General features: G+C 65.8%; 22 protein-coding genes, 1 tRNA gene and 2 pseudogenes. 12 read left to right on the plus strand and 13 right to left on the minus strand.

The features are described 5' to 3' along the window. Positions 1-17 precede the first annotated feature (17 nt). Entirely contained in the window at positions 18-761 is a 744-nt protein-coding gene (modA, locus tag V6D40_RS03855; RefSeq protein ID WP_334289044.1) for a molybdate ABC transporter substrate-binding protein, read from the plus strand. 7 nt (positions 762-768) lie between these two features. Further along, positions 769-2,355, plus strand: coding sequence for an ATP-binding cassette domain-containing protein (locus V6D40_RS03860; RefSeq protein ID WP_334289045.1), 1,587 nt, complete (start codon positions 769-771; stop codon positions 2,353-2,355). Between the two features lie 12 nt (positions 2,356-2,367). Here V6D40_RS03860 and V6D40_RS03865 read toward each other — a convergent pair whose 3' ends face one another. Further along, complete coding sequence (locus V6D40_RS03865; RefSeq protein WP_334289046.1) at positions 2,368-2,601, minus strand: MoaD/ThiS family protein; 234 nt, start codon at positions 2,599-2,601, stop codon at positions 2,368-2,370. Positions 2,602-2,619: 18 nt separating this feature from the next. Here V6D40_RS03865 and V6D40_RS03870 point away from each other — a divergent pair, with 18 nt between their 5' ends. The 3 genes from V6D40_RS03870 to V6D40_RS03880 are packed head-to-tail and all read left to right on the plus strand — an operon-like array spanning position 2,620 to position 5,721. Continuing rightward, positions 2,620-3,783, plus strand: a complete 1,164-nt coding sequence (locus V6D40_RS03870; protein WP_334289047.1) for a molybdopterin molybdotransferase MoeA — start codon at positions 2,620-2,622, stop codon at positions 3,781-3,783. Positions 3,784-3,794: 11 nt separating this feature from the next. Continuing rightward, positions 3,795-4,727 carry a molybdenum cofactor biosynthesis protein MoaE gene (locus tag V6D40_RS03875; protein WP_334289048.1) on the plus strand — a complete coding sequence of 311 codons (933 nt, stop codon included), beginning with the start codon at positions 3,795-3,797 and terminating at the stop codon, positions 4,725-4,727. Further along, on the plus strand, positions 4,720-5,721 hold the full coding sequence (locus V6D40_RS03880; protein ID WP_334289049.1) for a ThiF family adenylyltransferase: 1,002 nt from the start codon (positions 4,720-4,722) through the stop codon (positions 5,719-5,721). The genes V6D40_RS03875 and V6D40_RS03880 overlap by 8 nt, the downstream gene beginning before the upstream one ends. A 14-nt stretch (positions 5,722-5,735) precedes the next feature. On the opposite strand, the gene thrB is transcribed toward V6D40_RS03880, so the two are convergent. The 4 genes from thrB to argS form a co-directional block, all read right to left on the minus strand. Continuing rightward, a complete protein-coding gene (gene thrB / locus V6D40_RS03885) occupies positions 5,736-6,665 on the minus strand; it encodes a homoserine kinase (RefSeq protein WP_334289050.1) in 930 nt (309 codons plus the stop codon). 20 nt (positions 6,666-6,685) lie between these two features. Beyond that, positions 6,686-8,029, minus strand: coding sequence for a homoserine dehydrogenase (locus V6D40_RS03890; RefSeq protein WP_334289051.1), 1,344 nt, complete (start codon positions 8,027-8,029; stop codon positions 6,686-6,688). Between the two features lie 80 nt (positions 8,030-8,109). After that, on the minus strand, positions 8,110-9,474 hold the full coding sequence (gene lysA, locus V6D40_RS03895; protein WP_334289052.1) for a diaminopimelate decarboxylase: 1,365 nt from the start codon (positions 9,472-9,474) through the stop codon (positions 8,110-8,112). Then, positions 9,475-11,145 carry an arginine--tRNA ligase gene (argS, locus tag V6D40_RS03900; protein WP_334289053.1) on the minus strand — a complete coding sequence of 557 codons (1,671 nt, stop codon included), beginning with the start codon at positions 11,143-11,145 and terminating at the stop codon, positions 9,475-9,477. It abuts the gene before it with no gap. A 126-nt stretch (positions 11,146-11,271) separates the two neighbouring features. Between argS and V6D40_RS03905 the strand changes: the two genes are divergently transcribed. The 5 genes from V6D40_RS03905 to V6D40_RS03925 all read left to right on the plus strand — a co-directional run bounded on the left by V6D40_RS03905 (position 11,272) and on the right by V6D40_RS03925 (position 16,397). After that, positions 11,272-12,948, plus strand: coding sequence for an L-lactate permease (locus V6D40_RS03905; protein WP_334289054.1), 1,677 nt, complete (start codon positions 11,272-11,274; stop codon positions 12,946-12,948). A gap of 100 nt (positions 12,949-13,048) precedes the next feature. Further along, the gene (locus tag V6D40_RS03910; RefSeq protein WP_334289055.1) at positions 13,049-13,834 is read left to right on the plus strand and encodes a (Fe-S)-binding protein; all 786 of its coding nucleotides are present in this window, start codon (positions 13,049-13,051) and stop codon (positions 13,832-13,834) included. A 23-nt stretch (positions 13,835-13,857) separates the two neighbouring features. Then, the gene (locus V6D40_RS03915) at positions 13,858-15,396 is read left to right on the plus strand and encodes a lactate utilization protein B (protein ID WP_334289103.1); all 1,539 of its coding nucleotides are present in this window, start codon (positions 13,858-13,860) and stop codon (positions 15,394-15,396) included. 83 nt (positions 15,397-15,479) lie between these two features. After that, positions 15,480-16,085 carry a LutC/YkgG family protein gene (locus V6D40_RS03920; RefSeq protein WP_334289104.1) on the plus strand — a complete coding sequence of 202 codons (606 nt, stop codon included), beginning with the start codon at positions 15,480-15,482 and terminating at the stop codon, positions 16,083-16,085. A gap of 238 nt (positions 16,086-16,323) precedes the next feature. After that, positions 16,324-16,397: transfer RNA gene (locus tag V6D40_RS03925), tRNA-Arg, on the plus strand. 26 nt (positions 16,398-16,423) lie between these two features. On the opposite strand, the pseudogene V6D40_RS03930 reads toward V6D40_RS03925, so the two are convergent. The 3 genes and pseudogenes from V6D40_RS03930 to cmtR form a co-directional block, all read right to left on the minus strand. Continuing rightward, positions 16,424-17,653, minus strand: a pseudogene (locus V6D40_RS03930) (IS481 family transposase). Positions 17,654-18,176: 523 nt separating this feature from the next. Then, a complete protein-coding gene (locus V6D40_RS03935) occupies positions 18,177-18,776 on the minus strand; it encodes a cadmium resistance transporter (protein WP_334289056.1) in 600 nt (199 codons plus the stop codon). Then, the gene (gene cmtR, locus V6D40_RS03940) at positions 18,776-19,135 is read right to left on the minus strand and encodes a Cd(II)/Pb(II)-sensing metalloregulatory transcriptional regulator CmtR (protein ID WP_334289057.1); all 360 of its coding nucleotides are present in this window, start codon (positions 19,133-19,135) and stop codon (positions 18,776-18,778) included. The genes V6D40_RS03935 and cmtR overlap by 1 nt, the downstream gene beginning before the upstream one ends. A 126-nt stretch (positions 19,136-19,261) precedes the next feature. On the opposite strand from cmtR, the pseudogene V6D40_RS03945 reads away from it, so the two are divergent. Continuing rightward, positions 19,262-19,627 (plus strand): annotated as a pseudogene (locus V6D40_RS03945) (YceI family protein); the annotation flags it as partial. Positions 19,628-19,687: 60 nt separating this feature from the next. Here the strand turns inward: V6D40_RS03945 and V6D40_RS03950 are convergent. Continuing rightward, positions 19,688-20,128 (minus strand): hypothetical protein, encoded by a 441-nt coding sequence (locus tag V6D40_RS03950; protein ID WP_334289058.1) that lies wholly within the window; start codon positions 20,126-20,128, stop codon positions 19,688-19,690. 63 nt (positions 20,129-20,191) lie between these two features. Here V6D40_RS03950 and V6D40_RS03955 point away from each other — a divergent pair, with 63 nt between their 5' ends. Then, positions 20,192-20,983 carry a YhfC family glutamic-type intramembrane protease gene (locus tag V6D40_RS03955; RefSeq protein ID WP_334289105.1) on the plus strand — a complete coding sequence of 264 codons (792 nt, stop codon included), beginning with the start codon at positions 20,192-20,194 and terminating at the stop codon, positions 20,981-20,983. On the opposite strand, the gene V6D40_RS03960 is transcribed toward V6D40_RS03955, so the two are convergent. The 4 genes from V6D40_RS03960 to V6D40_RS03975 form a co-directional block, all read right to left on the minus strand. Beyond that, a complete protein-coding gene (locus tag V6D40_RS03960; protein ID WP_334289059.1) occupies positions 20,980-21,204 on the minus strand; it encodes a PspC domain-containing protein in 225 nt (74 codons plus the stop codon). The genes V6D40_RS03955 and V6D40_RS03960 overlap by 4 nt on opposite strands. Before the next feature lie 24 nt (positions 21,205-21,228). Next, the gene (locus tag V6D40_RS03965) at positions 21,229-21,702 is read right to left on the minus strand and encodes a MarR family winged helix-turn-helix transcriptional regulator (protein ID WP_334289060.1); all 474 of its coding nucleotides are present in this window, start codon (positions 21,700-21,702) and stop codon (positions 21,229-21,231) included. A 189-nt stretch (positions 21,703-21,891) separates the two neighbouring features. After that, positions 21,892-24,552 (minus strand): AAA family ATPase, encoded by a 2,661-nt coding sequence (locus V6D40_RS03970; protein WP_334289061.1) that lies wholly within the window; start codon positions 24,550-24,552, stop codon positions 21,892-21,894. Between the two features lie 2 nt (positions 24,553-24,554). After that, on the minus strand, positions 24,555-25,721 hold the full coding sequence (locus V6D40_RS03975) for a metallophosphoesterase family protein (RefSeq protein WP_334289062.1): 1,167 nt from the start codon (positions 25,719-25,721) through the stop codon (positions 24,555-24,557). Positions 25,722-26,123: the final 402 nt, after the last annotated feature.

Genomic DNA, 26,123 nt, shown 5'->3' on the forward strand with positions numbered 1-26,123 from the left:
GCTAGGTTGAACCGGTGATGAAACCCGCCCGAATCGCCGCCGCGCTCATCTGCACAAGCGTTGCGGGCGCCTGCGGCGCTCCCGCCGGCGGCGACGGGCTGGTGGTGCTCGGCGCCGCGTCGACGCGCGTGATCAACGGGGAGCTTGAGGCGCTTGCCGACACCCCGCTCACCTTCATCAACGCCGGCTCCGCCGCGCTGGTGCAGCAGCTCGCCGACGGCGCGCCGGGCGGCGTCCTCATCACCGCAGACAAGAAGAACATGGACGACGCGGAGAACGCGGGTCTTGTGAACGACCCTCGCGAGGTTGCCCACAACACTATGGTGATCGCTGTCCCAGCCGGCAACCCGGCGGGGATCGAAAGCGCCGCGGACGTGGCGCGCGAGGGCGTCAACCTCGTGCTGTGCGACGAAAACGTGCCGTGCGGCGCCGTCGCCCGCACGCTGCTCGACGCAAACGGGATCACCGTGAAACCCGCGTCACGCGAGCACAACGTGACCGACACGCTGGGCAAGGTCACCTCCGGCGAGGCCGACGCGGCGGTTGTCTACCGCACCGACGCCATCGCCGCTGGCGAGGCCGTGGAGACCGTCGAGATCCCTTTCGCCGAGGACCACCCCAATTCCCTCTATGCGGCGGTCGTTTCCGCGAGCACCCGCCCGGACGAGGCGGCTGCCCTCGTGGCGCTACTTACCAGCGCGCCGATGGCAGCCGTGTGGCAGGACCACGGCTTCACCCCCGCCGCGGACGCGGCGAAGTAGTTTGCCAATGGGCACGCGGCGCGGGCAGAGCCCAGCGGTGATACTGCTGGGCTTCATCGCCTTGACCGTGATTGTGCTGCCGGTCGCCGCCCTCGGCACCCGCGTGCCGTGGGGAGAGCTCGGACAGATTGCCGCCGCAACGGAGACCCGCGAGCTTTTGGGGGTGACACTTACTTCTGCTGTCCTTGCCACCGCGATCAGTGTTCTTTTGGGCACGCCGCTGGCACTGTTGCTGCAGCGCATGCGGCGCGGCGCGCACCTCGCCCGCGCACTAGTGTTGTTGCCGCTGGCCATGCCGCCGGTGGTGGCGGGTCTGGCGCTGTCGGCGTTTATCGGGCGGCGCGGCATCGCGGCACCGCTGCTCGACGCCGTCGGCGCGCACTTCGCGTTCGCGTTTCCGGGCGTGGTCGCCGCCCACGTCTACGTCGCGCTGCCGTTCGTGGTGATCACCTTAGATTCGGCGCTTCGACAGCTCGACCCGGAAATCACCAACTCAGCGGCCGCGGTCGGCATCGGCGAGCGAACCATCATCAGCCGCATCGTGCTGCCGGCGATCGCGCCATCTTTGGCCACGGCGGCAGGTCTGGCCTTCGCCCGCTCGCTCGGTGAGTTCGGCACCACCCTCACTTTCGCCGGCTCCATGCCCGGGGTTACCCGCACGATGCCGCTCGGGATCTACCTCGCCCGCGAAATCGACCAGGACGTCGCTTACGGGCTCGCGGCTATCCTGATCACGCTCGCCGTTGCCGCGCTCGCCCTCGCTGCCCTACCGAGGCTGTTCCGCCGGCCGGCACCGACGCCCCGCGTGCGAGCGACCGGGGTAATCGATGTCGCGAGGCTTCGGGAACTGACGCGACCGCGCGCCACCGGCGCAGTTGCGGGTTTTCCCACCGGCGCCACCACCGCGCTCATCGGGCCGAACGGCGCCGGCAAAACCACGCTCCTGCGCTCGCTTGCGGGGCCGGGCGTTGTCTTGCTCACGCAAAACCCCGGCCTGCCGCCCACGTCGACGCCGCTGAAGGCCATCGCGATGGTCACCCAAGACTCCGCGGCAGCGCGCGAGCTGCTTGCCGCGGCTGGCTTGCGCGAGCTCGCCCACGTCCCCGTGCCGTCCCTCTCCGGCGGCCAAGCCGCGCAGGTGGCGCTCGTGCGCGCGCTCGCTGCGAAGCCGAGCTCACTGCTTTTAGACGAGCCGCTTGCCGCCATCGACGCCGCCGCAGCGGGAAGCTGGCGCGAGCTCTTACGAGCCGCCTCCGGCGACCGGACCACCGTGTTCGTGACCCACAGCGGCGCGGAACTTTTCCAGCTCGCCGACCACGTCGCGGTCATGGAGCGCGGCGAGGTGGTCAGCCTTGCCCCCGCGGACGCGGAGCGCGACCTGCCGGCGACGGCGTTCTCCGCCCAGCTGCAGGGCCTCGCCCGCGTCGAGGGCACCGCGCAGGCTGCTACCGCGGCTGGCGGCGAGGCCATCATCGAAAGCGAGGCTGGACAACTGCGCGGGCACGCGGCGGCAGCGTTGGCGCCGGGGCAAGCCGCGGTCGCAGTCTACGACCTGGCCGATCCGGAGAACGTCCGCATCCACCCGGCGCGCTAACGGTGTTCGCGCCTATCCGCCGGCGAACGGCGGGAGCACGTCGACGCGCTCGGCCCCTTCAAGTGGGGTGTCGGGGGCGGCGCGGTGGCCGTCGACAAGAAAGCTGCAGCGCGCAAGGATCGGACCTAGCTCGGGGTGGCGCTCGGCAGCGTCAGCAAGCACCTGCTCGAGCGTTGCCTGCGTGTCCGCCTCTTCTTCCGCGACACCAGCGGCGGCGCGAGCGGCCGCGAAGTAGTGAATACGCATACGACTACAGTAGCCCCCATGCCTGTGAGCCCAGAAGCGCACCTCAACGCGGTGCAAGAGCTAGTCACAGCCCACGCGCCGAACCCGCGCACGCAGCGGGTCCTTGCCGCCGACGCGCTCGGCCGGGTACTCGCCCGCGACCTCGTGGCAAATGGCGACATGCCGCCGTTCGACAACTCCCAAATGGACGGCTACGCCCTCCCCCGCGCCGGGGCCGCGGTATGGGAGGTCGGCCCCACCGTTGCAGCCGGCGCGGACCCTGACGCGATCTATCCGGACGGGCTGGGGGCTAAGGCGGCGCCGGTAATGACGGGGGCGAAACTGCCCCGCGGCACCGCAGCCGTAGTGCCGGTCGAGGCGTGCGAGCCGGCCGAGTTCGTCGGCACTGGCGATACCGTGACGGTCCCCGACTGCGCGCCGGGCCAGTTCATGCGCCGCGCGGGCTCCGACGTCGCCGCGGGCGACGTGATCGCGCCGGCCGGCACGCTGGTGACCCCGGTTGTGGCTGGGGTGCTGGCGTCGCAGTGCGTCGAGGAGGTGGAGGTGCGCGCCCGCCGCCGCATCATCATCGTCACCGGCGGCAAGGAGGTCGGCGGCGCGGGCGCGGCGCAGATCCCGGATACGAACACGCCGATGCTGGAGGCGCTGGCCGCGCGCCACGGCATCGAGGTCGCCGCAACCATTCGCACCGATGACGATCCGGAGGCGCTGGCTGGGGAGGTTGAACGGGGCGTCGACAAGCATGCTCCCGATGCCATCGTGACCTCCGGCGGCATTAGCCACGGCAAGTTCGAGGTGGTCCGGCAGGTCTTTGCTGACGGGTGGTACGGCCACGTCGCGCAGCAGCCCGGCGGCCCGCAGGGACGAAGCGTCTTTCGCGGCGTGCCCGTGGTGAGCCTGCCCGGCAACCCGGTGTCCACGCTGGTCAGCTTCCGGCTTTTTGTCGCCCCGGTGCTCGGGCAGGCAGACGAGCCAGTGTGGGCACCCGTCTCGGAAGCCATCACGGGCTTGGAAGGCCGCGAGCAGTTCCTGCGCGGCCGGATCACCCACGGCCGCGCGACCCCTATGGGCGGCGCGGGCTCGCACCTGCTCAACCAAGCCGCCGAGGCGACGTGCTTGATCCGCGTCCCTGCCGGCACCGAGCTTGCCGAAGGCGACCTCGCCCTCATCTACCCGTTGTAAGGTGATACGTAATGAATACTGCACGAGTCATTGTCGCTTCCACCCGCGCCGCCGCGGGCACCTACGAGGACAAATCAGGCCCGGTTGCCGTCGAGTTTTTGCGCCGCATGGGCCTCGACACCCCAGAGGCGACGGTGGTGCCGGACGCCGAGATCGGCCGCGCTGTGCGCGAGGCGCTGGCGACCCAGCCGGCGGTGCTCATCACCTCCGGCGGCACGGGGCTGACCCCCGACGACCTCACGGTGAAGACTATCGCGCCGCTTTTGGATAAGGAGCTGCCCGGCATCACGCAGGAGTTCTTCCGCCGCGGCCTGGCCAGCACCCCGACCGCGATCCTCTCCGGCGCGGTGGCGGGTCTGGCCGGGCGCACGTTCGTGATGGCGCTTCCCGGCTCCCCCGGCGGGGTGAAGGACGGCTGCGCGGTGCTCGAGCCGGTGCTGCCCCACATCCTCGAGCTCACCGGCGGCGACCACGCGTCCCACCCGCCCGCGGACCCGGACTACGTGGCTGAGCAGACGGGCGTGGTCGTTGACACGGTGCTCCAGGACAGCCCGCTGGAGGACCTCGCCGCGCGCGCCACCGAGACGACGCTGACCAAGGCGATGGGCGCGCTGGTGCGCTTCGACGGCATCGTGCGCGACCACGACGGCGGCGAGCGCGTCGCAGCCCTGTCGTACGAGTCGCACCCGAGCGCCGCTGACGAGCTGCGCCGCGTGTGCGAGGAGGTGGCAGCAGAGCACCCCGTGCGCATCTTCGCCGCCCACCGCACCGGCGAAGTCCCGATCGGCGAGCTCGCGTTCCTCGTCCTCGCCGCCTCCGCGCACCGCGGCGACGCGTTCGCCGCCTGCCAGAGCGTCGCGGACCGGGTCAAGGCCGAGGTGCCGATCTGGAAGGAGCAGACGCTTGTCGACGGCACGTCCCACTGGGTCGGCATCAATGGATAGGTACGCGCGCCAGGTCGCACTCATCGGCGACGACGCCCAAGCCGCCATCCGAGGCGCCCGCGCCGGCATCATCGGCGCAGGAGGGCTCGGCTCACCCGCGGCGCTCTACCTCGCGGCGGCAGGTATGAGCATGGTGCTTATCGACGACGACGTCACCTCCACCACCAACCTCCACCGGCAAATCCTCCATTCCACCCCCGCCGTGGGCACTCCGAAGGTGGAGTCGGCGGCGCGTCGCCTCCACGATCTGAACCCGGACGCCCAGGTCGAGACCGTGAAGACCCGGCTGACGTGGGACAACGCGCTTGACATCCTGTCTGGCTGCGACGTGATCCTGGACGGGTCCGACAACTTCGCCACCCGCCACATTGCCTCCCACGCCGCTGCGCGCCTCGGCATCCCCCACGTGTGGGGTTCGATCCTGGGCTACGAAGCGCAGATCAGCGTGTTCCACGCTTCCCGCGGCCCCGTCTACGAAGACCTCTTCCCTGCCCCGCCGCCGCCCGGGTCGGTGCCATCGTGCTCCCAAGCCGGAGTGCTCGGCCCCTTGGTCGGCGTCGCCGGTTCCGCAATGGCGATGGAGGCAATTAAGCTCGTCACAGGCCTCGGCACGCCGCTGATCGGCCGCGTGGCCTACTACGACTCGCTCGCCGCGTCGTGGGAGCACATCCCGCTCGCGGCCGACCCAGCAGTAACGGAAAAGGTGCTGACCAGTGCTCCGCCGACGGGTCCAGCCGAGGTGGCGCTGAATGACATCACCCCGGCGACCACGGTGATCGATGTGCGCGAACCGCACGAGTTCGCCGCCGGCCACCTGCCCGGCTCCATCAATGTCCCGCTTGGCGAGATCCTCGCCGGCGCCACCCCCGACGAGCTCGAAAACGGCGGCGTGATCGTGTGCGCGGCGGGCGTGCGCTCGGCGCAGGCCGTCGCCGCGCTGGAGGCGCGGGGGCTGACCGGGCTGGCCAGCCTCCGCGGCGGTCTACACGGGTAGCGCCGCGCAGAACACTAAACCCGGGTCAGCTCAGCGGTGGCGGGGCCTGCAATCTCCAGGTTCAGCACGCGCAGGCCGGACTCGCGGGCCTCATCGAGCAGCGCGGGCGCGATCTCGCCGGTGGTGAGCACCATAGCGGTCGGCCCCGCGCCGGAGAGGAACGCGGCGTGGCCGCGGTTGCGCAGGCGGTTGACCCACTCCGCCGTCACCGGCAACACGTCGGCGCGGTACGGCTGGTGGAGACGGTCGCGGGTACCTTCCCACAGAAGCTCCGGGTGGGACTGCAGGGCCGCGGTCATCACCGCAGTGCGCGAGACGTTGAAGCGCGCATCGCTGTGGGTGACGTGGCTCGGCAGCACGGCGCGCACTGCCGTGGTCGAGGCGTGAAAGTCCGGCACGAGCGCAACCGCGCGGATTGAGGAGTCCACCGGGATGCGCACGGCGCGGTACTGCGGCTTGGACTGGCCGTCGACCGGGATGTCGGTCCAGCTCACCACTGCCCCGCCCAGCACGGACGCGCCGGCGTTGTCGGGGTGGCCCTCAAACTCCGACGACAGTTGCACCACTGTCTTCTGGTCCAGCGGGGAGCCGGCAAGCGTGTTCGCGGCGACCACGCCGGCGACCGCCGCAGCTGCCGAAGATCCCAGCCCGCGCGACTGCGGGATCGAGTTGTGGCACACCACGCGAAGACCCGGGGCAGCAACGTCCGAGGCCTTCAAGCCGGAGCGGATCGCCTTGACCACGAGGTGGGAGTTGTCGCGTGGCAGCTCGTCGGCGCCCTCGCCGAAGATTTCCACTTGCAAGCCGGATTGGGTGACTTCCACCTCAACGGTGTCGTAGACGCCGACCGCGAGGCCGAGCGTGTCGAAGCCGGGGCCCAAGTTCGCGGTGGACGCAGGCACCGTGACGGTGGCTTTTAGCCCAACTTCAAGATCGATTGCCATGGTGTCTCCTCGTTGCGGCTCTAGTCGTGCAGGCGCAGCACGGAGTTCACCGCGCAAACGTCGTCGTGGGTCTTCAGCTTCTCCACAATCCCGCGCAGGTTGCGCTCGCTGGCCCTGTGCGTGACCACGATCAGGTGCGCCCCGTCGGCAGATTCCTCCTGGCGCACAGCGGCGAGCGAGACCTCTGCGTCGGCGAAGTGGCGCGCCAAGTCCGCGAGCACACCCACGCGGTCGTTGACCGTCATGTTGATGTGGTAGCGGGTCTCCACGTCGTCGAAACCGACGACCGGGTAGTTCGCGTAGGGGTTCTCCGCAGGCGCGCGACCGCCGTGGATCTTGTTGCGGGCGGCACCGACCAAGTCGCCCAGCACGGCGGAGGCGGTCGGCGCGCCGCCGGCGCCGTTGCCGTAGAACATCAGGCGGCCAGCCGCTTCCGCCTCGACGAAAATAGCGTTGTAGCTCTTGTCCACCGTGGCAAGCGGGTGCTCGTTCGGCACCAGGGTCGGGTGCACGCGGGCGTTGACGGCGCGGGTGGTGCCGTCTTCGTTCACCACCCGCTCGCAGATGGCGAGGAGCTTGATCGTCTGGTTCGCCTTCTTTGCGGCGGCGATGTCTTCGGCGGTAATGGAGCTGATGCCCTCGCAGTAGACGTCGTCGAAGGTCACGCGGGTGTGGAAGCCCATGGACGCGAGGATCGCGGCCTTGGAGGCGGCGTCGTGGCCCTCCACGTCGGCGGTCGGATCAGCCTCGGCGTAGCCCAAGCGCGTCGCCTCGGCGAGCGCGTCCTCGTAGGAGGCGCCGGTGGACGCCATCGCGTCCAGGATGAAGTTGGTGGTGCCGTTGACAATGCCGGCGATGCGCTGCACCTGGTCACCGGCAAGCGAGCGGCGCAGCATGCCCACGACTGGGATCGCGGCGGCGACGGCGGCCTCGTAGTAGAGGTCCACGCCTGCCTCGTTCGCGGCGTCGGCGAGCTCGGAGCCGTGGGCGGCGACCAGCGCTTTGTTCGCGGTGACGACGGACTTGCCGGCGCGAAGCGCCTTGAGCACCAGCTCGCGCGGGTAGTCGATGCCGCCGATCAGCTCGACGACAACGTCGACGTCGTCGCGGTCGATGAGGGATAGCGCGTCGTCGGTAAGCACGAGCCCCTGAACCTCGGGGGCGTCCTTGTGCTTCTCCACGTTGGAGACAGCCACGCCGCGGACCTCGATCGGCCCGCCGATGCGGTTTTCCAGGTTGGAGGAAAACTCGCCGATGAGGCGCAGTACCTCGGTACCCACGGTGCCCTTGCCCAAAATGGCGACGCCGACTGGTTCGCCGACGCCCTTGCCGGGGTAGTTGCCGTTGCTCTCAGCAGCTGTCATGGGGTCTCCTCCTGATTTTTGTGACGCGTCGCGGCGTGCGACAACGCCATAGTGTACCGCTTAGTCTATTTCGTGGCTGGTTAGTATTCGCGGGCCATAATGTCGTCCACCGTCTCCCGGCGCACCATCGGGGTGACGCGTCCGCCGCGGACGGACACGACTGCGGGGCGGCCGAAGGAGTTGTAGTTGGACGCCATCGAGTAGCAGTAGGCGCCGGTAGCCGCGAGCGCGATGAGGTCGCCCGGGGCAATATCGTCGGGCCACTTCGCGTCCTGGACAAGGATGTCACCGGACTCGCAGTGGGAGCCGACGAGGCGGGTGGCGGTGGGCTCCCCTTCGGTGAAGCGGTTGACCACTCGCGTGTCGTACAGCGCCCCGTAAAGCGACGGGCGGATGTTGTCGCTCATGCCACCGTCGATGGCGATGTAACGCCTCGTGGTGGTGTAGGACGTGTCCACATCCTTGATCACGCCTGCAGTGTAGACGGTGACTGCAGCAGGTCCCGCGATCGCGCGGCCCGGCTCCACCACCACGGTGGGAGCGGCGATACCCAGCTCGTCGGCAGCTTCCTGCACCGCGGCCAGCAGGTCGCGGGCCACTGCCTCCACGTCCAGGGGCTCCTCCCCCGGCATGTAGGCGATGCCGTAGCCGCCGCCTAAGTCGAGGTAGCCGAGCGCGACTCCGCACTCGCGGAAGATGCGGGCGTAGAGCGCCAGCACGCGCTCGGCGGCGAGCTTGAAGCCTTCCGCGTCGAACACCTGTGAGCCGACGTGGCAGTGCAGGCCGGTCAGCTCCAGCCACTCGGAGTTGATGGCGGTGACGGCCGCGTCGTAGGCCGCGCCAGAGGCCATAGAGATACCGAACTTCTGGTCCTCGTGGCTGGTGGCGATGAACTCGTGGGTGTGGGCGTCCACGCCGGGCTTGACGCGGACGAACACGTCCTGCTTGACCCCGGCTTCGCGCGCTACGGCCTCCAGCTGGCGCAGCTCTTGGTGGGAGTCAATCACCACGTGGCCGACGTGTGCGTCGACGCACAGGCGCAGAAAGGCGTCGGACTTGTTGTTGCCGTGGACGGTGATGCGCTCCGGCGGAAAGTCGGCGGCGAGCGCGATGCGCAGCTCGTTCTCGCTGGCTACGTCGAGGGCGAGGCCTTCTTCGTCCACCCAGCGCGCAATGCGGCGCGTCAGCATCGCCTTGGACGCGTAGTGCACGTTGGCAGGCGCGCGAAACGCCCGCGCCATGTCGCGGCAGCGGGAGCGGAAGTCGTCCTCGTCGATCACCATGACGGGCGTGCCGTACTCCTCGGCGATCTCTGTCAGCGGGACCCCAGCGATGGTGACCACGCCGTCTTCCTCGCGCTTGGCGCCGCGCGGCCACACGTGCGCGGGCAGGTCGTTGAACCCAGCGGTGTCGTCGCCGAACGGGGTGGAGATGAAAACAGTCATCTACATCCGCTCCGGTGCGCTGACACCCAGAAGGTGCAGGGCGTTGGCGAGCACCTGGCGGGTAGCCTGTGCGAGCGCGAGGCGCGCCGAGTGAATCGGCTGCGGCGCTTCGCCAGCCTTCGGCAGAATCTGGCACGCGTCGTAGAACTTGTGGAATGCGCTAGCCAAATCTTCCGCGTAGCGGGCCACGCGGTGCGGCTCGCGCAGCTCGGCGGCGGCCTTCACCACGGCCGGGAACTCCCCGAGCGTGCGAATCAGGTCGCCCTCCTTCTCGTGCTCGAGCAGGCCGAAGTCGACATCCAACCCGCCCGCGGAACGCGCGACGCTGACGCCCGCGTCGGCTGCGCGGCGGTCGATCGAGCACAGGCGCGCGTGGCCGTACTGCACGTAATAAACGGGGTTGTCAGAGGACTGCGTGGTCCACAGGTCCAAGTCGATGTCCAGGGAAGAGTCGACCGAGGAGCGCACCAGCGCGTAGCGGGCGCCGTCAACACCGATCGCGTCCACAAGGTCGTCGAGCGTGATCACGGTGCCGGCGCGCTTGGACATCTTCACCGCCTGCCCGTCGCGCACCAGGTTCACCAGCTGGCCGATGAGCACCTCGACGGCGGCCGGGTCGTAGCCCAGCGCCTGGGCGGCGGCGCGCAGGCGGGCAATGTAGCCGTGGTGGTCCGCGCCCAGCATGTAGATCGCCAGCGTGTGGCCGCGGTCAAACTTGTCGGCCACGTAGGCGATATCGCCGGCGATGTAAGCCGCGTTGCCGTCGGACTTGATCACCACGCGGTCCTTGTCGTCGCCGAAGTCGGTGGAGCGCAGCCACCACGCACCCTCGGCCTCGTACAGGTTACCGTTGTCTTTCAGCGTCTGGATCGCGCGGTCCACCGCACCGGACTCGAACAGGGAGTTCTCGTGGAAATATACGTCGAAATCGACGCCGAACTCGTGCAGCGACTCCTTGATCTGCGCAAACATCATCTCCACGCCCTCGGCGCGGAAGCGCTCCTGCACCTCTTCTTCTGTCCCGGAAAGAGCTTCAGGATACTTCTCGACGACCGCGCCCGCGATCTCAGCGATATACGCCCCTCCGTACCCGTCTTCGGGAGTCGGCTCCCCCTTCGCCGCCGCTACCAGCGAGCGGGCGAAGCGGTCGATCTGCCCGCCGTGGTCGTTGAAGTAGTACTCGCGGGTCACGTCCGCCCCGGAAGCCTCGAGCACGCGGCCGAGCGAGTCGCCCACCGCGGCCCAGCGGGTGCCACCCAAATGAATCGGACCCGTCGGGTTGGCGGAGACGAACTCGAGGTTGATCTTCTCCCCGTTCAAAAGCTCGGAGCGGCCATAGGCCTCGCCCGCCTCGAGGATCTGCGCAACCAGCTGGCCCTGCGCGTCAGCTGCGAGACGGAGGTTGATGAACCCCGGGCCCGCGATGTCTGCGGAGGCGATGGCTGGGTTGTTCAACAGTGCGTCGACAAGCAGCTGCCCCAACTCGCGCGGGTTCATGCCCGCCTTCTTCGCCACCTGCAGCGCGATGTTCGTGGCGTAATCCCCGTGCTCGGGGTTGCGGGGGCGCTCGACGGTGACCTCCTCCGGGAGCACGGAGGTGTCAAGGTCGCGCGCGCTGAGCACGTCGAATGTGAGCTGCCGGATGGTGGCGGCGAGGTCTGCTGGCGTCATGGGGGCCAAGTCTACGTCACCCCATCGCTACCCCCGTGCGCCAGTCCTTCCAAATTTTCGCTTTCAAGTGACATAATTCGCCGTGTCATTTTTTTGTGATCTCCCGCAACTTTTTGAGGAGCCTCTATGAACCAATTCCAGGTTGTAACCGACGCGATCGGCGGCAGCGTCGGCCTGTCGGCTCTGGTCTCAACCCTGCCACTGCTGACCTTCTTCATCATGCTGCTGGGCTTCAAGGCCCGCGCGCACACCTCCGGCGCCGTCGCGCTGGTCGTGGCCATCCTGGTCGCGATCCTGGGCTTCAACATGCCCACCACCATGGCCCTGTCGTCCGCGCTGCGCGGCGGCCTATTCGGCCTCTTCCCCATCGTCTGGGTGATCCTCACGGCGATCTGGTTCTACCAAATCACCGTGGCCTCCGGCCGCTTCGAGGACCTGCGCCTGGTCTTTGACAAGATGGGCAACGGCGACGTGCGCATCCAGGCAATGCTCATCGCGTTCTGCTTCGGCGGCCTGCTTGAGGCACTCGCCGGCTTCGGTGCGCCGGTGGCCATTACCGCCACCATGATCCTGGCGCTGGGCATCCCGCCGCTCAAGGCGGCCACCATCGTGCTGATCGCCAACACCGCGCCTGTGGCCTTCGGCGCCGTGGCCATCCCGATTACCACCGCTGGTGAGGTCGGCGGCCGCACCGTCGAGCAGACCGAGAACATCGCCGCCATCGTCGGCCACCAGACCCCGCTGCTCGCGTTCTTCGTGCCGTTCATCATCGCGTGGCTTATTGACGGCTGGCGCGGTGTGAAAGAGACCGCACCTGCGGCGTTCACCATCGGCCTGACCTTCGGTATCGCACAGTGGTGGACCTCCAACCACTTCGCCTACCAGCTCACCGACGTCGTGGCCTGCATCGTGGCGCTTGGCGCCGCGTTCATCCTGCTGCGTTTCTGGTCCCCGCGCGGCGTCACCGAACTGCGCCAGCGCCTCAACCTGCCGGCCCAGCCGGAGGAGGAAGTCCACCTGCCGGGCAACCGCGTCTTCATGGCGCTTTTGCCCTACGCCGTAGTCGTCATCGTCTTCGGCCTAGCCAACCTCGGCAGCACCCTGCCGAAGTGGCTCAGCAGCTTCAAGATCAGCTTCCCGTGGCCCGGTATTGAGACCGGCACGCTGCTGAACGCAGCTGGCGACGAGGTCACGACCGACTACTCGTTCGCGTACCTGAACAACCCGGGCACCCTGCTGGTGATCTCCGGTCTGATCGTGGCGGTCATCTACATGATCTTCAACGAGAACGGCCGCTACCGCCTCACCTGGGGCCAGGTGGGCAAGGAGTTCACCGACACCGCCTACCGCATGCGCTGGTCCGCGCTGACCATCGTGTTGGTGCTCTCGCTCGCGTACGTGATGAACTACTCGGGCCAGACCGTGACCATCGGCGAGTTCTTCGCCAACCTCGGAGGCGCGTTCGCGTTCTTCGCCCCGGTGCTGGGCTGGGTCGGCGTGGCCGTGACCGGCTCCGACACCTCCGCCAACGCCCTGTTCGCCAACCTCCAGGTCACCGCCGCGAACCAGCTGGGTCTGAACCCGGACCTGATGCTGGCCGCCAACACCACCGGTGGCGTGGTGGGCAAGATGATCTCCCCGCAGTCGCTTGCCATTGCCGCTACCGCGGTAAACATGGAGGGCAAGGAGTCCGAGATCTTCAAGAAGGTCGTCGGCTGGTCCTTCGGCTTCCTCGTCGCGGTGTGCGTGATCGTCTACCTGCAGACCGGTATTTTGAGCGGTCTTGCGCCGATTGTTGAATAAGCGAGTAAGATCACACCTGTTCCAAGGTGCCCCGCTCACCCTCTGGGCGAGTGGGGCTTTTTGCGTTCACCCTTGTTTTCAATCTGTTTAAGGAGCCAACATGCGAGTAGCACTGTTTTCTACTTGTATCGGCGACGCCCTGTTCCCCGACGCGCACAAGGCCACCGCGCTGGTGCTGTCCCGTCTCGGCTACGAAGTGGTGTTCCCGGAATCTCAGACCTGCTGCGGCCAGATGCACGTCAACACCGGCTACCAGGAGCAGGCAATGCCGATCGTTGAGACCTACGTCGACACCTTCTCCGACCCGTCCATCGATTACGTTGTCGTCCCCTCCGGCTCCTGCACCGGCGCCGTGCGCGAGCAGCACGTGCAGCTCGCTGAGCGATTCGGGAGCAAGGCGCTTGTTGACGGGGCGAAGCAAACCTCCAAGAAAACCCTCGACCTGTCCGAGTTCATCGTTGACGTGGCCGGCACCTACGACGTGGGCGCGTTCTTCCCGCACCGCGTGACCTACCACTCCTCATGCCACTCGCTTCGCTTCATCAAGGTCGGCGAGCGCCCGAAGGAGCTCCTGCGCCACGTCGAGGGCCTCGAGCTGGTAGACCTGCCGAACTCCGAGGAGTGCTGCGGCTTCGGCGGCACCTTCTCCGTGAAGATGCCGGAGGTTTCCTCCGCGATGGTCTCCGACAAGACCCGCCACATCAAGGAGACCAACGCGGAGTACGTCACCGCCGGCGACTCCTCCTGCCTGATGAACATCGCTGGCGCGATGAGCCGCCAACACTCCGGCATCCGCGCCGTCCACATGGCCGAGATCCTCGCCTCCACCAAGGAGCACCCGTGGACGCCTGAGTCCGCCGCGTACTCGAAGGAGAAAATGCTGTGAAAGTTGCACTTGGCAAACCGCAAATGCCGCCGCACGCCGTCGGCCCGAACCACCTGCGCGGCACCGAGAAGTTTCAGAAGGCCGCGCACACCGAGCTGGACAACGTAACCAAGCGCCGCAACCTGAACTACGCCACCACCACCATCCGCGTGAAGCGCCAGAAGGCGGTTGAGGAGCTGGATGACTGGCAGGATCTGCGCAACACCGGCTCCGCCGTTAAGCAGGACGTCATTGCGCGCCTGCCGGAGCTGCTCGAGGAGTTCGAGCGCAACGTGACCGCCCGCGGCGGCCACGTCCACTGGGCGCGCGACTCCCGCGAGGCCAACGACATCATCGCTCGCCTGGTTGAGGAGACCGGCGAGAAAGAAGTGGTCAAGATCAAGTCGATGGCCACCCAGGAGATCGCGCTGAACGAGGAGCTGGAAAAGCGCGGCATCCACGCCCAGGAGACCGACCTGGCTGAGCTCATCGTGCAGCTGGGCGAAGACTTCCCGTCCCACATCCTGGTGCCGGCGATCCACCGCAACCGCGCCGAGATCCGCGACATCTTCGTGGACAAGATGCCGAACACGGACGACTCGCTGACGGCCGACCCCGAGGAACTGGCTGACGCTTCTCGCGCTTTCCTGCGCGAGCAGTTCATGAAGGCGAAAGTTGCCATCTCTGGTGTGAACTTCGGCATCGCCGAGACCGGCACCGTCTCCATCGTGGAGTCCGAGGGCAACGGCCGCATGTGCCTGACCATGCCGGAGACGTTGATCTCCGTCATGGGTATTGAGAAGCTGCTCCCGAAGTTCGATGACCTGGGCGTGTTCATGCAGCTGCTCCCGCGCTCCTCCACCGCGGAGCGCATGAACCCGTACACCTCCCTGTGGACGGGCGTTACTGAGGGCGACGGCCCGCAGAACTTCCACATCGTGCTGCTGGACAACGGCCGCACCGCCGCCATGTCCAACGAGATCGGCCGCGAGGCGATGAAGTGCATCCGCTGCTCCGCCTGCCTGAACGTCTGCCCGGTGTACGAGCGCGCCGGCGGCCACTCCTACGGCTCCGCTTACCCGGGCCCGATCGGCGCCATCCTCACCCCGCAGCTGACCGGCATCGACTCCGCAGACGACCCGAACAGCTCCCTGCCGTTCGCGTCCTCCCTGTGCGGTCGCTGCAACGAGGTCTGCCCGGTGAAGATCCCGATCACCGACATCCTTTTGGAGCTGCGCTACCAGAAGGCGAAGAACGAGCCGACCCGCTGGGAGCAGGCTGGGTTCGCCGGCATCGGCTTCCTGTGGGGCCACCCGAAGGTGTGGAACCGCGCCGTGCGCATGGTCGCGCTCGGCCGCGTCCTCGGCGGCTTTAACGGCGAAATCGAGACCATGCCGCCGCCGATCTCCGGCTGGACGGAGTACCGCGACGTGGCTGTGCCGCCGAAGAAGTCCTTCCGCCAGTGGTGGGACACCGAGGAGGCCCAGGAGCTGCTCGCCAACGCACGCAAGGAAGGCATCCCCAGCCGCGAGGGCCACGCCGATATCGAAGAGTTCATGGATACGCCGGAGGAGTTCAAGTAATCATGACGACGAAAATTTCTTCCAACGCGTCCCACGGTACCTTCGGTGACGACGAGCGCCGCAACGCCGATGCTAAGAAAGAAATGCTGCGCCGCATCAAGGACGCGCAGCAGCTGGCCAACACTCCGAAGCACGTCGATGTCCCACGCGAGTACAACACCAGCTCTGACAAGAGCCCGGAGGAGCTGCGCGAGATCCTGATCGACCGTCTGGTGGACTACAAGGCCTCCGTGGTGGAGACCACCGAGGAGAACCTGGCTAAGGACATCGCCAAGGCGATCGAGGACCGCGGCTGGGACGAGGTTGTCTACGCCCCCGGCCTGGACGAGAAGCTCTTCGAGCACGTCAAGGGCAGCGTCCGCGCCGACGACCCGTCCAAGGATCCGCGCGACCTCGGCGACGTGGTTGCCGTGACCGACTCGCACGTTTCCTGCGCGGTCAGCGGCACCATCGTGCTGCAGGCCGATGATGTCTGCGGCCGCCGCGCCCTGTCCCTCGTCCCGGACCACCACGTGTGCATCGTCCGCCCGGAGACCGTGGTCTACGGCGTGCCGGAGATGTTCGACCGCATGGACCCGTACAAGCCGAACACGCTGATCTCCGGCGGTTCCGCAACTTCCGACATCGAGCTCGTGCGTGTCGAGGGCGTCCACGGCCCGCGCGACCTGGTCGTGATGGTGCTGAGCTAGACAGACAAAACGGCCAGCCACGTCCCTTTGCGGATCGTGACTGGCCGTTTTGCTGTCATTGTTTCCCGTGCCACGCTTTCGCGCGCAGAAGTAAGTATGGCGGATCAACCGTCGAGCACAATGGGCCTGCCCTGTGTGTTTCTCACGTATTGGGTGCCAGCGTGCTGGAATCTACGCAATTTCGGTGCCGGCGCACGTCGGTGCTAGTCTTGGTCAGTCGGAGATTTACTCCGGTGATGTCTTCGTAGCTCAGTGGATTAGAGCATCGGTTTCCGGTACCGAAGGTCGCAGGTTCGAATCCTGTCGGGGACACAGTGTGAAGTCTCGAGACATCGTTCCTACGGTGTCTCGAGATTTTTCGTTTTGGGGTTGCCCGGGGGTTGGGCGAGTTCGTTGTGGGATCGGTTGTAGTAGATGCGGTCTTCGGTGAGTGTGTAGGACGCGATTTGTTCCCCGGTGGTGGTGATTTTGATGTCGACGTGGTTATCGACGATGACCATTGTGATGGGTTCTCCGCCCCAGCGTCTCCCGATGTAGAGGCGTCGGAGTTGGCCGCGCCAGCGCAGTGTTGCTTTACCGTTGTTGCCGACTTTGTCGGTGCGTAGGCGAAAGTCTTCGGTGGTCTTGATGAGGGGTGGTGCGGCTTTTGGCAGTGCGGTGTATGCCTCGAGCGGTGTGGCTTGGCCGAGTGCTCTGTGGGGGCGTGTTCGGTTGTAGTAGTCGATGATTTCGTCAATGTCGTTGTTGAGTCTTTCGATGCTTGTGGCAGGGGGTAAAGCGGCGAGTGCGAGTTTGAGTGTTTGGTGGAAGCGTTCTACTTTTCCCTGGGTTTGGGGGTGGTAGGGTTTGCCGTTTTTCTGCTGTATGCCCAGGTCGAGGAGGAGTTGTTCGAAGCCGTTTCGTGATGGGTTGGTTCTATCGCCGCTGGTAGTGAAGGCTCGTCCGTTGTCTGTGAGGGTGGATTGCGGGTAGCCGTTGGTTTCAGCGGCGTGGATGAAACTGTCGATGACGTTTCCTACCGTGGCGTTGCTAAATGCTTTGCAGTAGAGGACGTAGCGGGAGTGGTCGTCGAGGATTGTCAGGATTGCGACACGCCGGTGGCCTGCGATAGACCAGTCGCTGTAGTCCATTTGCCAGGTTTCGTTGGGTTGGTCGGCTTCGAACCTAATCCATGAGCTGCGTGGGCGTTTTTAAGGCTGGGGTGTGACGTAGCCGTTGTTGGAAAGTATGCGATGGATTGTTGATGCAGCTGGCGGCGGGTCCACGCCTTCTTGTTGGAGGTGCCAGCGGATGGTGTGAGCGCCGGCGTCTGTGCCGCGGCTGGTGAGTGTTTCTCGCAGTTCGATGATTCGTTTAACAACGGTGTCGTCGGTGGCGCGGGGGTTGGTGTGTGGGCGTTTGGATTTGGGTTCAAGGGCGGGGAAACCACCTTCGTTGTATCGCTTTTGCAGTGTGCGTACCCAGCGAGTGGAGACGTTGAAGTGTGCTGCTGTTTCGGCCTGGTTCATGCCGGTGATGAGCATGGTTTCGATGATGATTCGCGGGCTTGGCTTCTTTTTGTTCTCCATTGGTTAAGCATGGAGGAACGATGTCTCGAGACAGCTGATTGCGGGACCCCGGGGCACTTCTGTCGAGGAGACTGCCCACCGGTACGGTGTATCGAGACATGTACACAGGAAAGGCCGGAACAGTGTCACGAGACATGCGGAACGATGTCACCGAACCAGACACTGTCGGGGACACAATATGAAGTCACGCAGGGGGTTTCACGAAACTGTTCCAATCTTTTCACGAAACCCCGCGCCAGCCGAAAGAAAACGGCCGCGAACACAAAAGTGACCCGCTCCGTTCGTTCGGAGGGGTCATTTTTCTTTGTCTGAACGCCGTTCCTGCACGGGTTATAGCGCGGATTGTTTATGAGCGCGGACCGAGCCACGGAAGAGTTTCCGTACTCATCTGGTGGCGCGGTTTTTGCAGCGCTTCATAGCGGTCTTGTTGCTGTGATCACGCAGGACTGGCTGCGGGTAGTTGTTGGGGTCTGAACCGAGAGGGGTGCGCCCGGTCGGGGCCGTTTGGAACACTGCTGCTCCGTCAGAGCCCGAAGGCTCCGCCACTGACGAGGATCACGATGCCGAGGCCGATGAGAACGATGGGAAAGAGGATGTCCTCAAAGCGTTCGAGCACTTCCGCGATCGGGGGGCGGGTGGCGACGAACTTTGCCAGGGCCACCAGGACCGCAACGAGCGCGAGGAAGATAACACAGTAGGCGACTACTGTGAGAGGTTCCACGCTGAGGAATACAGGGGTGTAGACGCCGATGTTGTCGCCGCCATTGGCAAAAGTGACGCCTGCGACTGTCCAAACGCCGACCTTCTTGCCGGCAACCTTGGCCTCGTCGTCATCGTCGTCATCGTCTCCGCGCCAGGCCTCCCATGCGGCCCAGAGGCCGAGGCCCAGAGGGATGAGACCAAAGTATGGGATGGCTGCCGGGGGCAGGAATGCTCCGGCACCGATGGTCACAAGGATCGCGGCGACGAGGATGCCGGCAAATCCGAGGTACTGGCCGGCCAGAATACGGGCGGTGGTGCCGCTCTGGCCTGCCCCTCGCGCGAAGAAAAGGGAGAGCACGATGATGTCGTCGATGTTGGTAACTGCGAACAGGCCTATCGCCTGCAAGACCGTGGTGAGCATTACGCGCCCTCCCCAGCTACGTCGCATCCGGGAACCGAGCAGGCGGGATCGATGCACGGGGCATCTTCGTCTACTGCCAAGGTGGCATCGACCAATGTAGTCAGCGCCTGCGCCAGGTGCGGATCGGCGATCTCATATCGCGTCCGACGCCCCTCGGGCTCGGAGACGACAATCCCACAATCGCGCAAGCATGCCAGGTGATTGGACACGTTCGAGCGTGTCAGGTCCAGATCTCGGGACAGTTCCGCCGGGTAAGCGGGATGGTCGAGCAGGGTCAAGATGATCCGGGATCGAGTGGGGTCGGCCAGTGCACGACCCAGGCGGTTCATCACGTCGAGACGCGAAGCAATAGTCAGCATGCACTGAACTATACAGCGAGCACTGAACTAGTCAAGTTCCGGGTAGCGGTACAGCTGTGTGTGCTGCTCAAGAGACAGTGGAAGTAGCAGAGATGGCAGAGATTCCGGCAAAGTTGCGAAAACAGCACCGCCAGCCTGGACACCGGTAACGAAGAGCGCGACGGTCACGTGCGCAGCGACGACTTCTTCGCCGTCGAGCAGTTCCCGGAGATGACGTTTACCTCCACCAGCTTCGACGTTGACGCTTCCGGCAACGGCTCGGTGACCGGCGACCTCACCATCAAGGGCACCACCCGCCCGGTGACCTTCGAGGTTGAAACCTTCGGCGTTGAGGAGGACCCATTCGGCAACACCCGCATCGGCTTCGAGGCGAAGACCACGATCAACCGCACCGACTTCGGCATCGACTTCCAGGCACCGCTGAACTCCGGCGGCATGCTCGTCGGTGAGAAGGTGGGTATCGAGATCGAGGGCTCGGGTATTAAGCAGTAAAGGGGGCGTCGCTAAGCAAAGCCCCTTATAACGGCGGATCCGCTATTCGCGAACCTGCCGTTAATTTTGTCTGCGCGCGTCGATGTCCGCCACAACCTCCTCTGGGCGCTCGGCGGAGGCAAGGTACGTCGTGGTGCGGGTATCGATCTGCACCGTCGGCCCACCGACGATATAGGCCGTGGCGTTTCCGACGGCGCGCGGGCCTGCCCCCTCGATGAGACCGGTGTCCGGGCCGACCTGAACGCTGGTGATAGTGCTGAGGTTTACCGAGTGGGAGAAGCCCAGCACCGACATAGTGACCGCCTCGTCGGACACCGTGATTGTGGTGCGCATTGCAACGCAAGCAACCGTAAGGCCGACGAGGGCGAGGGCGAAGATGACCGCTGCGGGATTCGAGTCGACCAACATCGGAGCCAGCGCAGCGGTAACCGCTAGTGCCGCAGCTACCGCCAGCCACAGGATCGGGCCGTTCAGTCGGCGCGTGTACACGGACTCGGACATGCCGGACAGCGTAGGCGCGCCGCGGGAACCGTGCAAAGCTGTTGATACTTTTGTGGCATGCACATGCCGCCAATCGGACTCATCGCTCTGCAGGGAATCGGTGTTGTTGTTTTTGTGCTCATCGCGTGGGTGCTAACGCAGCGACGGATGGGATTTCCGTGGTCTGCCATCGGGTGGGGCGCGCTGTCGTTCCCGCTGTCGCAGATTGCTCGACTCGCCGTGATTACACCGCTGAACGTGCTGTGGGCCCAGATCCTCTCCCCCGGTGCGGCGGCGACGGCGACGGTGGCCACGATGTTGATCAGCTCGGGCTTGTTTGAGGAGACAACCCGCTGGGTCGTGTTGCGGTTCTGGACGAAGAGCACCCGCGCGTGGCGCGAAGGCGTTGGGTTCGGGTTGGGCCACGGCGGCATCGAGGCCATCTTGATCATCGCGGGCACGGCGCTGACGAACGCGGTCCTGATGATGAACTCGGATGCGATTGTAGAAAGCGTGGCCAAGTCCGGCGACCCGGCCGCCGCTGGAGCGATCGGTCAACAGATCGATACGCTTAAGCAGCTGACGTTTACAGACATCGGACTGAGTTGGTACGAGCGTGTGCTTGCGGTGGTTGTGCACGTCGCGTTCACGCTGATCGTGCTTCGCGCGGTGCGCGAGCGCAGGTGGCAGCTGTGGCTGCTCGCCGTCGTCGCGCACATCGCGTTCAACGCGGTGGTGGTGGTCGTCGGCGCACCAGCGGGTGCGTTGGCGGTGTACGCGATCATGACGGTCGTCGCAGCCGTTGCACTGTGGACTGTAGCCTTCGGCCCGCTGTCGCGCCGCGCAGTGGAAGGCGCGGGGGCTAGAGCCCGTTAAAACTCAGCCGGGATGACGATCCAAGACACGACGTAGGCGAGGAAACCCGGCAGGAACCCGGCGAGCGCGAGCAGGACGAAGACGATGCGCACAAGCGTCGGGTCGACGTTCAAGTACTCGGCGAAGCCGCCACACACGCCGGCGATGACCTTGTCGGTCATGGAGCGGGTCAGCCGGCGCGGCGGCTGCGGGTTGTTGTACATGGGGTACGGAGAAGACATCAGATACACCCTTTCGATGAGACTCTAGCTGTCGTTTTCCATCCTATTGTCCACCGCGAGTACTGCGTCGACGAATTTCTGCACATGGGCGCGATCGGTGCTGGTAGTCGGTGCAAAAATCAGTCGGCGCACTGTCTCGACGTGGTTCGGCACAGCGTCCTCGAGGCGTTCCAGCCCCTCCGCTGTGAGCGCCACTGTGACACCGCGGGCGTCGTTGGCACAGCTCCCCTTCACCACAAGACCGCGCCTTTCCATGCGAGTCACCTGGTGCGAACCGCGCGAGCGATCCCAATTCAATTGCGCGCATAAGTCCCGCAAGCGCATGCACTGGCCCTCAGCCTCCGACAGCTGGACCAGCACCGCGTACTCGGCCGAGGTGAGATCGAAGTCGGTGCGCAGCTCCTCGTCGATTTCCCTGCTGACTTTCAGGGCCGCCTCGATGAGTCCACGCCAGAGGCGTTGTTCCTCCTCACTGAGCCATTGTGGTTCGTTTGCCACTGCTCCCCTCCTGTTTATTTCTGCCAAGTTACTGCCAATTCATTGGAAAGATCAATTTTCGGTTTGTTGACGCGTCCATTATTTACTACAGTCTTACATCAATGCATCCCCCTCCAAGGCATTGCATGTACAGAGTTTGAGCCCGGCACCGCCCCCTCCAGGGTGCCGGGCTCAAACGCTTCCTTCGGGTTACGCGCTCGCGGTGGGCGCCTTCAGTTCCGCTATGGCATAGCGCCGCGCCGCGTTGACGCGGTCGAACCTGCTGGGGAAACAGGTCAACACGATCACCTGGGCGTTTTGCCCAACTTGGTCGAAGAGCAGGTTCATGCGGCTCAGCCGGTCTGGGTCCGTGGCCCCAAGCGCGTCGTCCACCACAACCGGAACCGGCGACGTCGACCCCGTGCCCGTGACCAGGTCGGCGATGGCGAAACGGGTCAGGATCGCCAGCTGCTCCTTCGTGCCGCCGGAGAGCTCCGACAATGGCACCGTCGTGCCGTCGACCGTGCGCTCGGTAATCTCCAGCGAATCGCCGAAGTTGAAGTCCACGCTGGAGCCGTAGATGACGCGGGCGTGGTTGCGCAGGGCCTCGTTGAACGGCGCGGTGTAGCGGGCGCGGGCGGCGTCGCGGTGAGCCACCATCGTCTCCCGGAGAAGGCGGGCGGCTTCGGCGCGGCGGGTGGTGCGTTGGAGATCGGTTTCGGCCTTGTCTAGCTCCGCCTCGGCACGGTCTGCCTTTTCTGCGGCGCCAGCGGCGAGGTCGATGCGGCCAGCGAGCTCGCGGATCCGGTTCTCCGCGTCGGACTTGCGCTGTTTCAGGTTTTCGACGCGGGTAGTGGCCCCGTTAAGCAAGCGCTCGGCGAGCTCCGGGTCGGCCGCAGCGGAACGCGCTGCGAGGTCGTCGTGGACCTTCTTCGCCTCCACCATCTCGGCGCGCACGGTCTCGAGCGCCGCCTTCATCGCGTCGCGCGGGTGCTTCTCCTCCGCCGCGTCGAGCTCCGCCTGGGCCGCGTCGCGCTCCGCGTCCTTCGTCTCCGAGCGGGTCTCAAGCACAGTGAGCTCGTTTGCGGCCTTGCGGTCAGCGTACGGTTTCACCGCCGCGTCAGCGTTGTCCACTTCGCGCTCCGCATCCGCGAGGGCGGTTTCAGCTTCGCGCAGCGCTTGCTCGGTGTCGGCTGGGGTCAGTTCCGCCACCGCGCCATCGTCGAGACCCAACTCTTCGGCGAGCTCGGCCACCGTCGACTGCAGAGCCGCGCGCTCGGCGCGAAGGGTTTCTAGGTCGCTGCCCCCGAGCAGGTCCGCGCGGCGCTGCTTCGCGGCCTTGAACGCGGTGGCGTGCTCTTTGTGCTCGTCGCGGGCGGTTCGGGCGGCGGCGATGGAGGGGTATCCGGTGGCGTCGATAAGCGAATCGAGCTTTTCCTCCGCCTTGCGCACTGCCTCGCGGGGGTCCTCGGACCCCTGCGCCGCGCGGTACACCACTGTGTAGTCCCCCAGCACCACCTCGGTGCCCTCGAAGACCCCGATGGATACCGTCCCGTCGACCTCGCGCTGCTTACCGTCAACCTTGATGCTTTGGCCGGTGGCGCAGATGTCCAGCTTCGCGGCTGCGGCGTCGAGCAATCGCCGCTGGAGCGCGACATCGCTTTCAGCTTCCTCGAGTGCCCGGATGTCTTTGTCGGTGACCTCCCGGCGCGGGGTCTTCTCCAGCAGGTCGGTGTAGGTCTTGTCGGCCTCCTCGACGCGCTCGATGAGCTCGTCTTTGGCGCGCAGATCGTGTGCCGCGCGCGCGAGGTCGCGCCGTTTGCCGGCGGTTCTCGCGGTACTGCGCGCATCTGCCGCGCCGGCTTTCGCTTCCTCGCGCGCCTGGGTGAGATTTGTTAGCTTCTCCGCCTCCTGCTCAGCGGCCTCGCGGGCGGGAGCAAGCTTTGCGCGAATGTCGCCCGCTTCCTTGGTAAGGGTCTGTACCCGCTGGGTGAGCTGCTCGCGCAATGCAAGGTCTTCCTCAGCGCGCTCAAGCGCCGCGGCAGCGCGGGTAAATTCCTCGCGCGATCGTTGCGCCTGCTCACCGAGTTCGCGGGCCTGTACAGCCTCGGCCTCGCGCGCAGCCGCCTCTTCAAGCGCCTCGGGCATCTCGGCATCGGCGTTTCGGATCTCCTCCTCGCGGCGGGCGACCTCGTCGACATAGGTCGAAAGCTCCGCCACCTCGCGGCGAGCGCGGTCGTGCGCGGCCTTCGCCTCTTCGACCGCAGTGAACTTGGCGGCGTAGGACGCCTTCTCCTTCGCCTTCGCACCCGCGGTGAAGTACTTGGCGTACTCCTCCTCGACCGCGGCCATCAGGTCAGTGTCCTCTACGGCGACCGCCTCGCCCCCGGAGCGGTCCTGCAGCGCAGCGGCGATCGAGGGAATGCCGGCGGCTTGAATACCCGGGTCGAGCTGGCCCTGGCGAAGGAACAGGTTCTGGGCGAGCTCGCGGTCCATGTGCTCGCTCAAGATGCGCTCAAGCTGGTCGTCGGCTTCCCTGCCCGTGTAAGTCTTGCGCTGCGGCGCCGTGATCTCGAGGACTGATTCGGGGCTTTTCAGCCACTGTTTGCGAATGGTGAAGGAGGTCTCGCCCACCGTCGCGCTGAGCGTGACAGCGGGAGTGACGTCGCGGCCGACCGGCGAGACGGCTTTGATCTCCTTTTTCTTCGCCGAGCTGCGCTCGCGTAGGACGAGGTCGACCGCGTCCAATATGGTGGACTTGCCTGCCTCGTTGTCGCCGTGGATGACAATGACGCCGGTGTCTGGCAAGTCGCGGAGTACAAGGTGTTCGATGCCGCGGAAGTTTTCGATTTCGAGGCTGTGAATGCGCATTCTTACTTCTCCTCTTTGCTCACGCGGAACAACAGGTTGACGGCGTCGCGGGCTTGGCTGTCGTTGGCGCCGCCATCTGCGCCCGAGGCAAGTGAAACCAGCTCGCGCATCGCTTCTTTGGCGTAGCCGGTCAGCGGGAGGTTCTCTAGCTCCTCGTCGCTGGGTTCGAGGTGCAGATTCATCAGCCGCTCGCGGGGGTACAGGGCGGCGAAGATCGGCTCCAACTCCCCCAGGCGCCGCTCAAGATCTGCGGTGGCCTCGAGCCCGAGCGTCCCGGAGAGCGCGTACTTGATCACGGTGCGGGATTTGTCGGGGTAAGCCTCCAAGGTTTCGATAACGCGGTCGACATCGCCGGCGTCCGCAACGTCGAAGTGGAGGGCATCGAACGTCCACTGGCCGGTGGCCACCGGCTTCACATCGACGGTGCTCGTCGTCCCGGTTTTGTCCACGCTGACTACAAGCACGTTGCCGGAATCTGTCTCGCCGCCGGCCACCCCGGGGGTGAGATCGTGGTAGTCAGTCGTCTCCGGCGAGCCCGAGAACCACACCCGGCCGCTTGCTCCCAACTGCTGCGTTGAGTGGGTGTCCCCGAGCGCGACGTAATCGATGGTGCCGTCCGCCAGCTTTTCCTCTAACCCCAGGAGGTCGATCAGCGCCGGGTTCGCGTCCGCCCCGTAGCCCTCCACTTGGCCGTGGCCCACAAGGATGCGGATGCGCTCGCTCGGCGCTAGATCGCGCACCGACTTGGCGCACAGGTCCTCGGAGGCGTGCTTGGTCATTAGCGGCGCGCCGACGACATCCACTCCGTCCGCGACCTCGACCGGGCCGCAGGAATCGAGCACCGCGACCCCCTCGATGCCCTCGGTGCTGCGGAAGATCGAGTCGGCCACCAGCGGGTCGTGGTTGCCGGGCAGCAGGTAGACCGGCACGGGAAGTTTGCGCAGCGCCTCCAGCGCGCGGCCCAAGGTCGCGAGCTCGAGCGCGTTGTGCTCGAACACGTCGCCCGCAACGACAATGAACTGCGCGCCGTGCTCTGTAGCCACCTCCCCCAAGCGCTCTACTGCGCGCAGCCGCGCATCGTCGAAACGGGATTGGGCTTCGGGCGGCAAGAACTTTCTTGTCATCCCGATCTGCAGGTCGGAGGTGTGGATGAAGGTGGTGTGCGTCATGCCTTAACCAATACCAGGCCACCCCAACACGCCCGCGCCCTCGTCGAACACAGAGGCTAAAGGATGGCTCGCCTGCGGATAACGATTTGCGCGAGTTGACCGACCCCTGTAGCTCCCACGGATTTGACTAGACAACATACCTGGGGAAACGGGCCTGAAAAGCGCCCGTTTTTCCTTGGGAGCTACACCCCGGTCCGGACTGAAACGCGCACTCGACCACGAACTTGAACCGGCCCCTGCAGCTCATCCCCACCCCGGCTGCCCTGTAGCTCCCAATGATTTGACTAGACACCTCACCTGGGGAAACAGGCCTGAAAAGCGCCCGTTTCTCCTTGGGAGCTACACCCTGGGCCGGACTGAAACGCACACTGAAACCGACCGCTGTAGCCCATTCGCACCCCG

The sequence above is a fragment of the Corynebacterium sp. Marseille-Q4381 genome (assembly GCF_036881695.1).
In the GTDB taxonomy this organism is placed as follows: domain Bacteria; phylum Actinomycetota; class Actinomycetes; order Mycobacteriales; family Mycobacteriaceae; genus Corynebacterium.

Bases quoted from the DNA above. Each gene is read 5' to 3' on its own strand.
- modA (WP_334289044.1), top strand. From the start codon at position 18: ATGAAACCCGCCCGAATCGCCGCCGCGCTCATCTGCACAAGCGTTGCG.
- V6D40_RS03860 (WP_334289045.1), top strand. From the start codon at position 769: ATGGGCACGCGGCGCGGGCAGAGCCCAGCGGTGATACTGCTGGGCTTC.
- V6D40_RS03865 (WP_334289046.1), bottom strand. From the start codon at position 2,601: ATGCGTATTCACTACTTCGCGGCCGCTCGCGCCGCCGCTGGTGTCGCG.
- V6D40_RS03870 (WP_334289047.1), top strand. From the start codon at position 2,620: ATGCCTGTGAGCCCAGAAGCGCACCTCAACGCGGTGCAAGAGCTAGTC.
- V6D40_RS03875 (WP_334289048.1), top strand. From the start codon at position 3,795: ATGAATACTGCACGAGTCATTGTCGCTTCCACCCGCGCCGCCGCGGGC.
- V6D40_RS03880 (WP_334289049.1), top strand. From the start codon at position 4,720: ATGGATAGGTACGCGCGCCAGGTCGCACTCATCGGCGACGACGCCCAA.
- thrB (WP_334289050.1), bottom strand. From the start codon at position 6,665: ATGGCAATCGATCTTGAAGTTGGGCTAAAAGCCACCGTCACGGTGCCT.
- V6D40_RS03890 (WP_334289051.1), bottom strand. From the start codon at position 8,029: ATGACAGCTGCTGAGAGCAACGGCAACTACCCCGGCAAGGGCGTCGGC.
- lysA (WP_334289052.1), bottom strand. From the start codon at position 9,474: ATGACTGTTTTCATCTCCACCCCGTTCGGCGACGACACCGCTGGGTTC.
- argS (WP_334289053.1), bottom strand. From the start codon at position 11,145: ATGACGCCAGCAGACCTCGCCGCCACCATCCGGCAGCTCACATTCGAC.
- V6D40_RS03905 (WP_334289054.1), top strand. From the start codon at position 11,272: ATGAACCAATTCCAGGTTGTAACCGACGCGATCGGCGGCAGCGTCGGC.
- V6D40_RS03910 (WP_334289055.1), top strand. From the start codon at position 13,049: ATGCGAGTAGCACTGTTTTCTACTTGTATCGGCGACGCCCTGTTCCCC.
- V6D40_RS03915 (WP_334289103.1), top strand. From the start codon at position 13,858: ATGCCGCCGCACGCCGTCGGCCCGAACCACCTGCGCGGCACCGAGAAG.
- V6D40_RS03920 (WP_334289104.1), top strand. From the start codon at position 15,480: ATGCTGCGCCGCATCAAGGACGCGCAGCAGCTGGCCAACACTCCGAAG.
- V6D40_RS03935 (WP_334289056.1), bottom strand. From the start codon at position 18,776: ATGCTCACCACGGTCTTGCAGGCGATAGGCCTGTTCGCAGTTACCAAC.
- cmtR (WP_334289057.1), bottom strand. From the start codon at position 19,135: ATGCTGACTATTGCTTCGCGTCTCGACGTGATGAACCGCCTGGGTCGT.
- V6D40_RS03950 (WP_334289058.1), bottom strand. From the start codon at position 20,128: ATGTCCGAGTCCGTGTACACGCGCCGACTGAACGGCCCGATCCTGTGG.
- V6D40_RS03955 (WP_334289105.1), top strand. From the start codon at position 20,192: ATGCCGCCAATCGGACTCATCGCTCTGCAGGGAATCGGTGTTGTTGTT.
- V6D40_RS03960 (WP_334289059.1), bottom strand. From the start codon at position 21,204: ATGTCTTCTCCGTACCCCATGTACAACAACCCGCAGCCGCCGCGCCGG.
- V6D40_RS03970 (WP_334289061.1), bottom strand. From the start codon at position 24,552: ATGCGCATTCACAGCCTCGAAATCGAAAACTTCCGCGGCATCGAACAC.
- V6D40_RS03975 (WP_334289062.1), bottom strand. From the start codon at position 25,721: ATGACGCACACCACCTTCATCCACACCTCCGACCTGCAGATCGGGATG.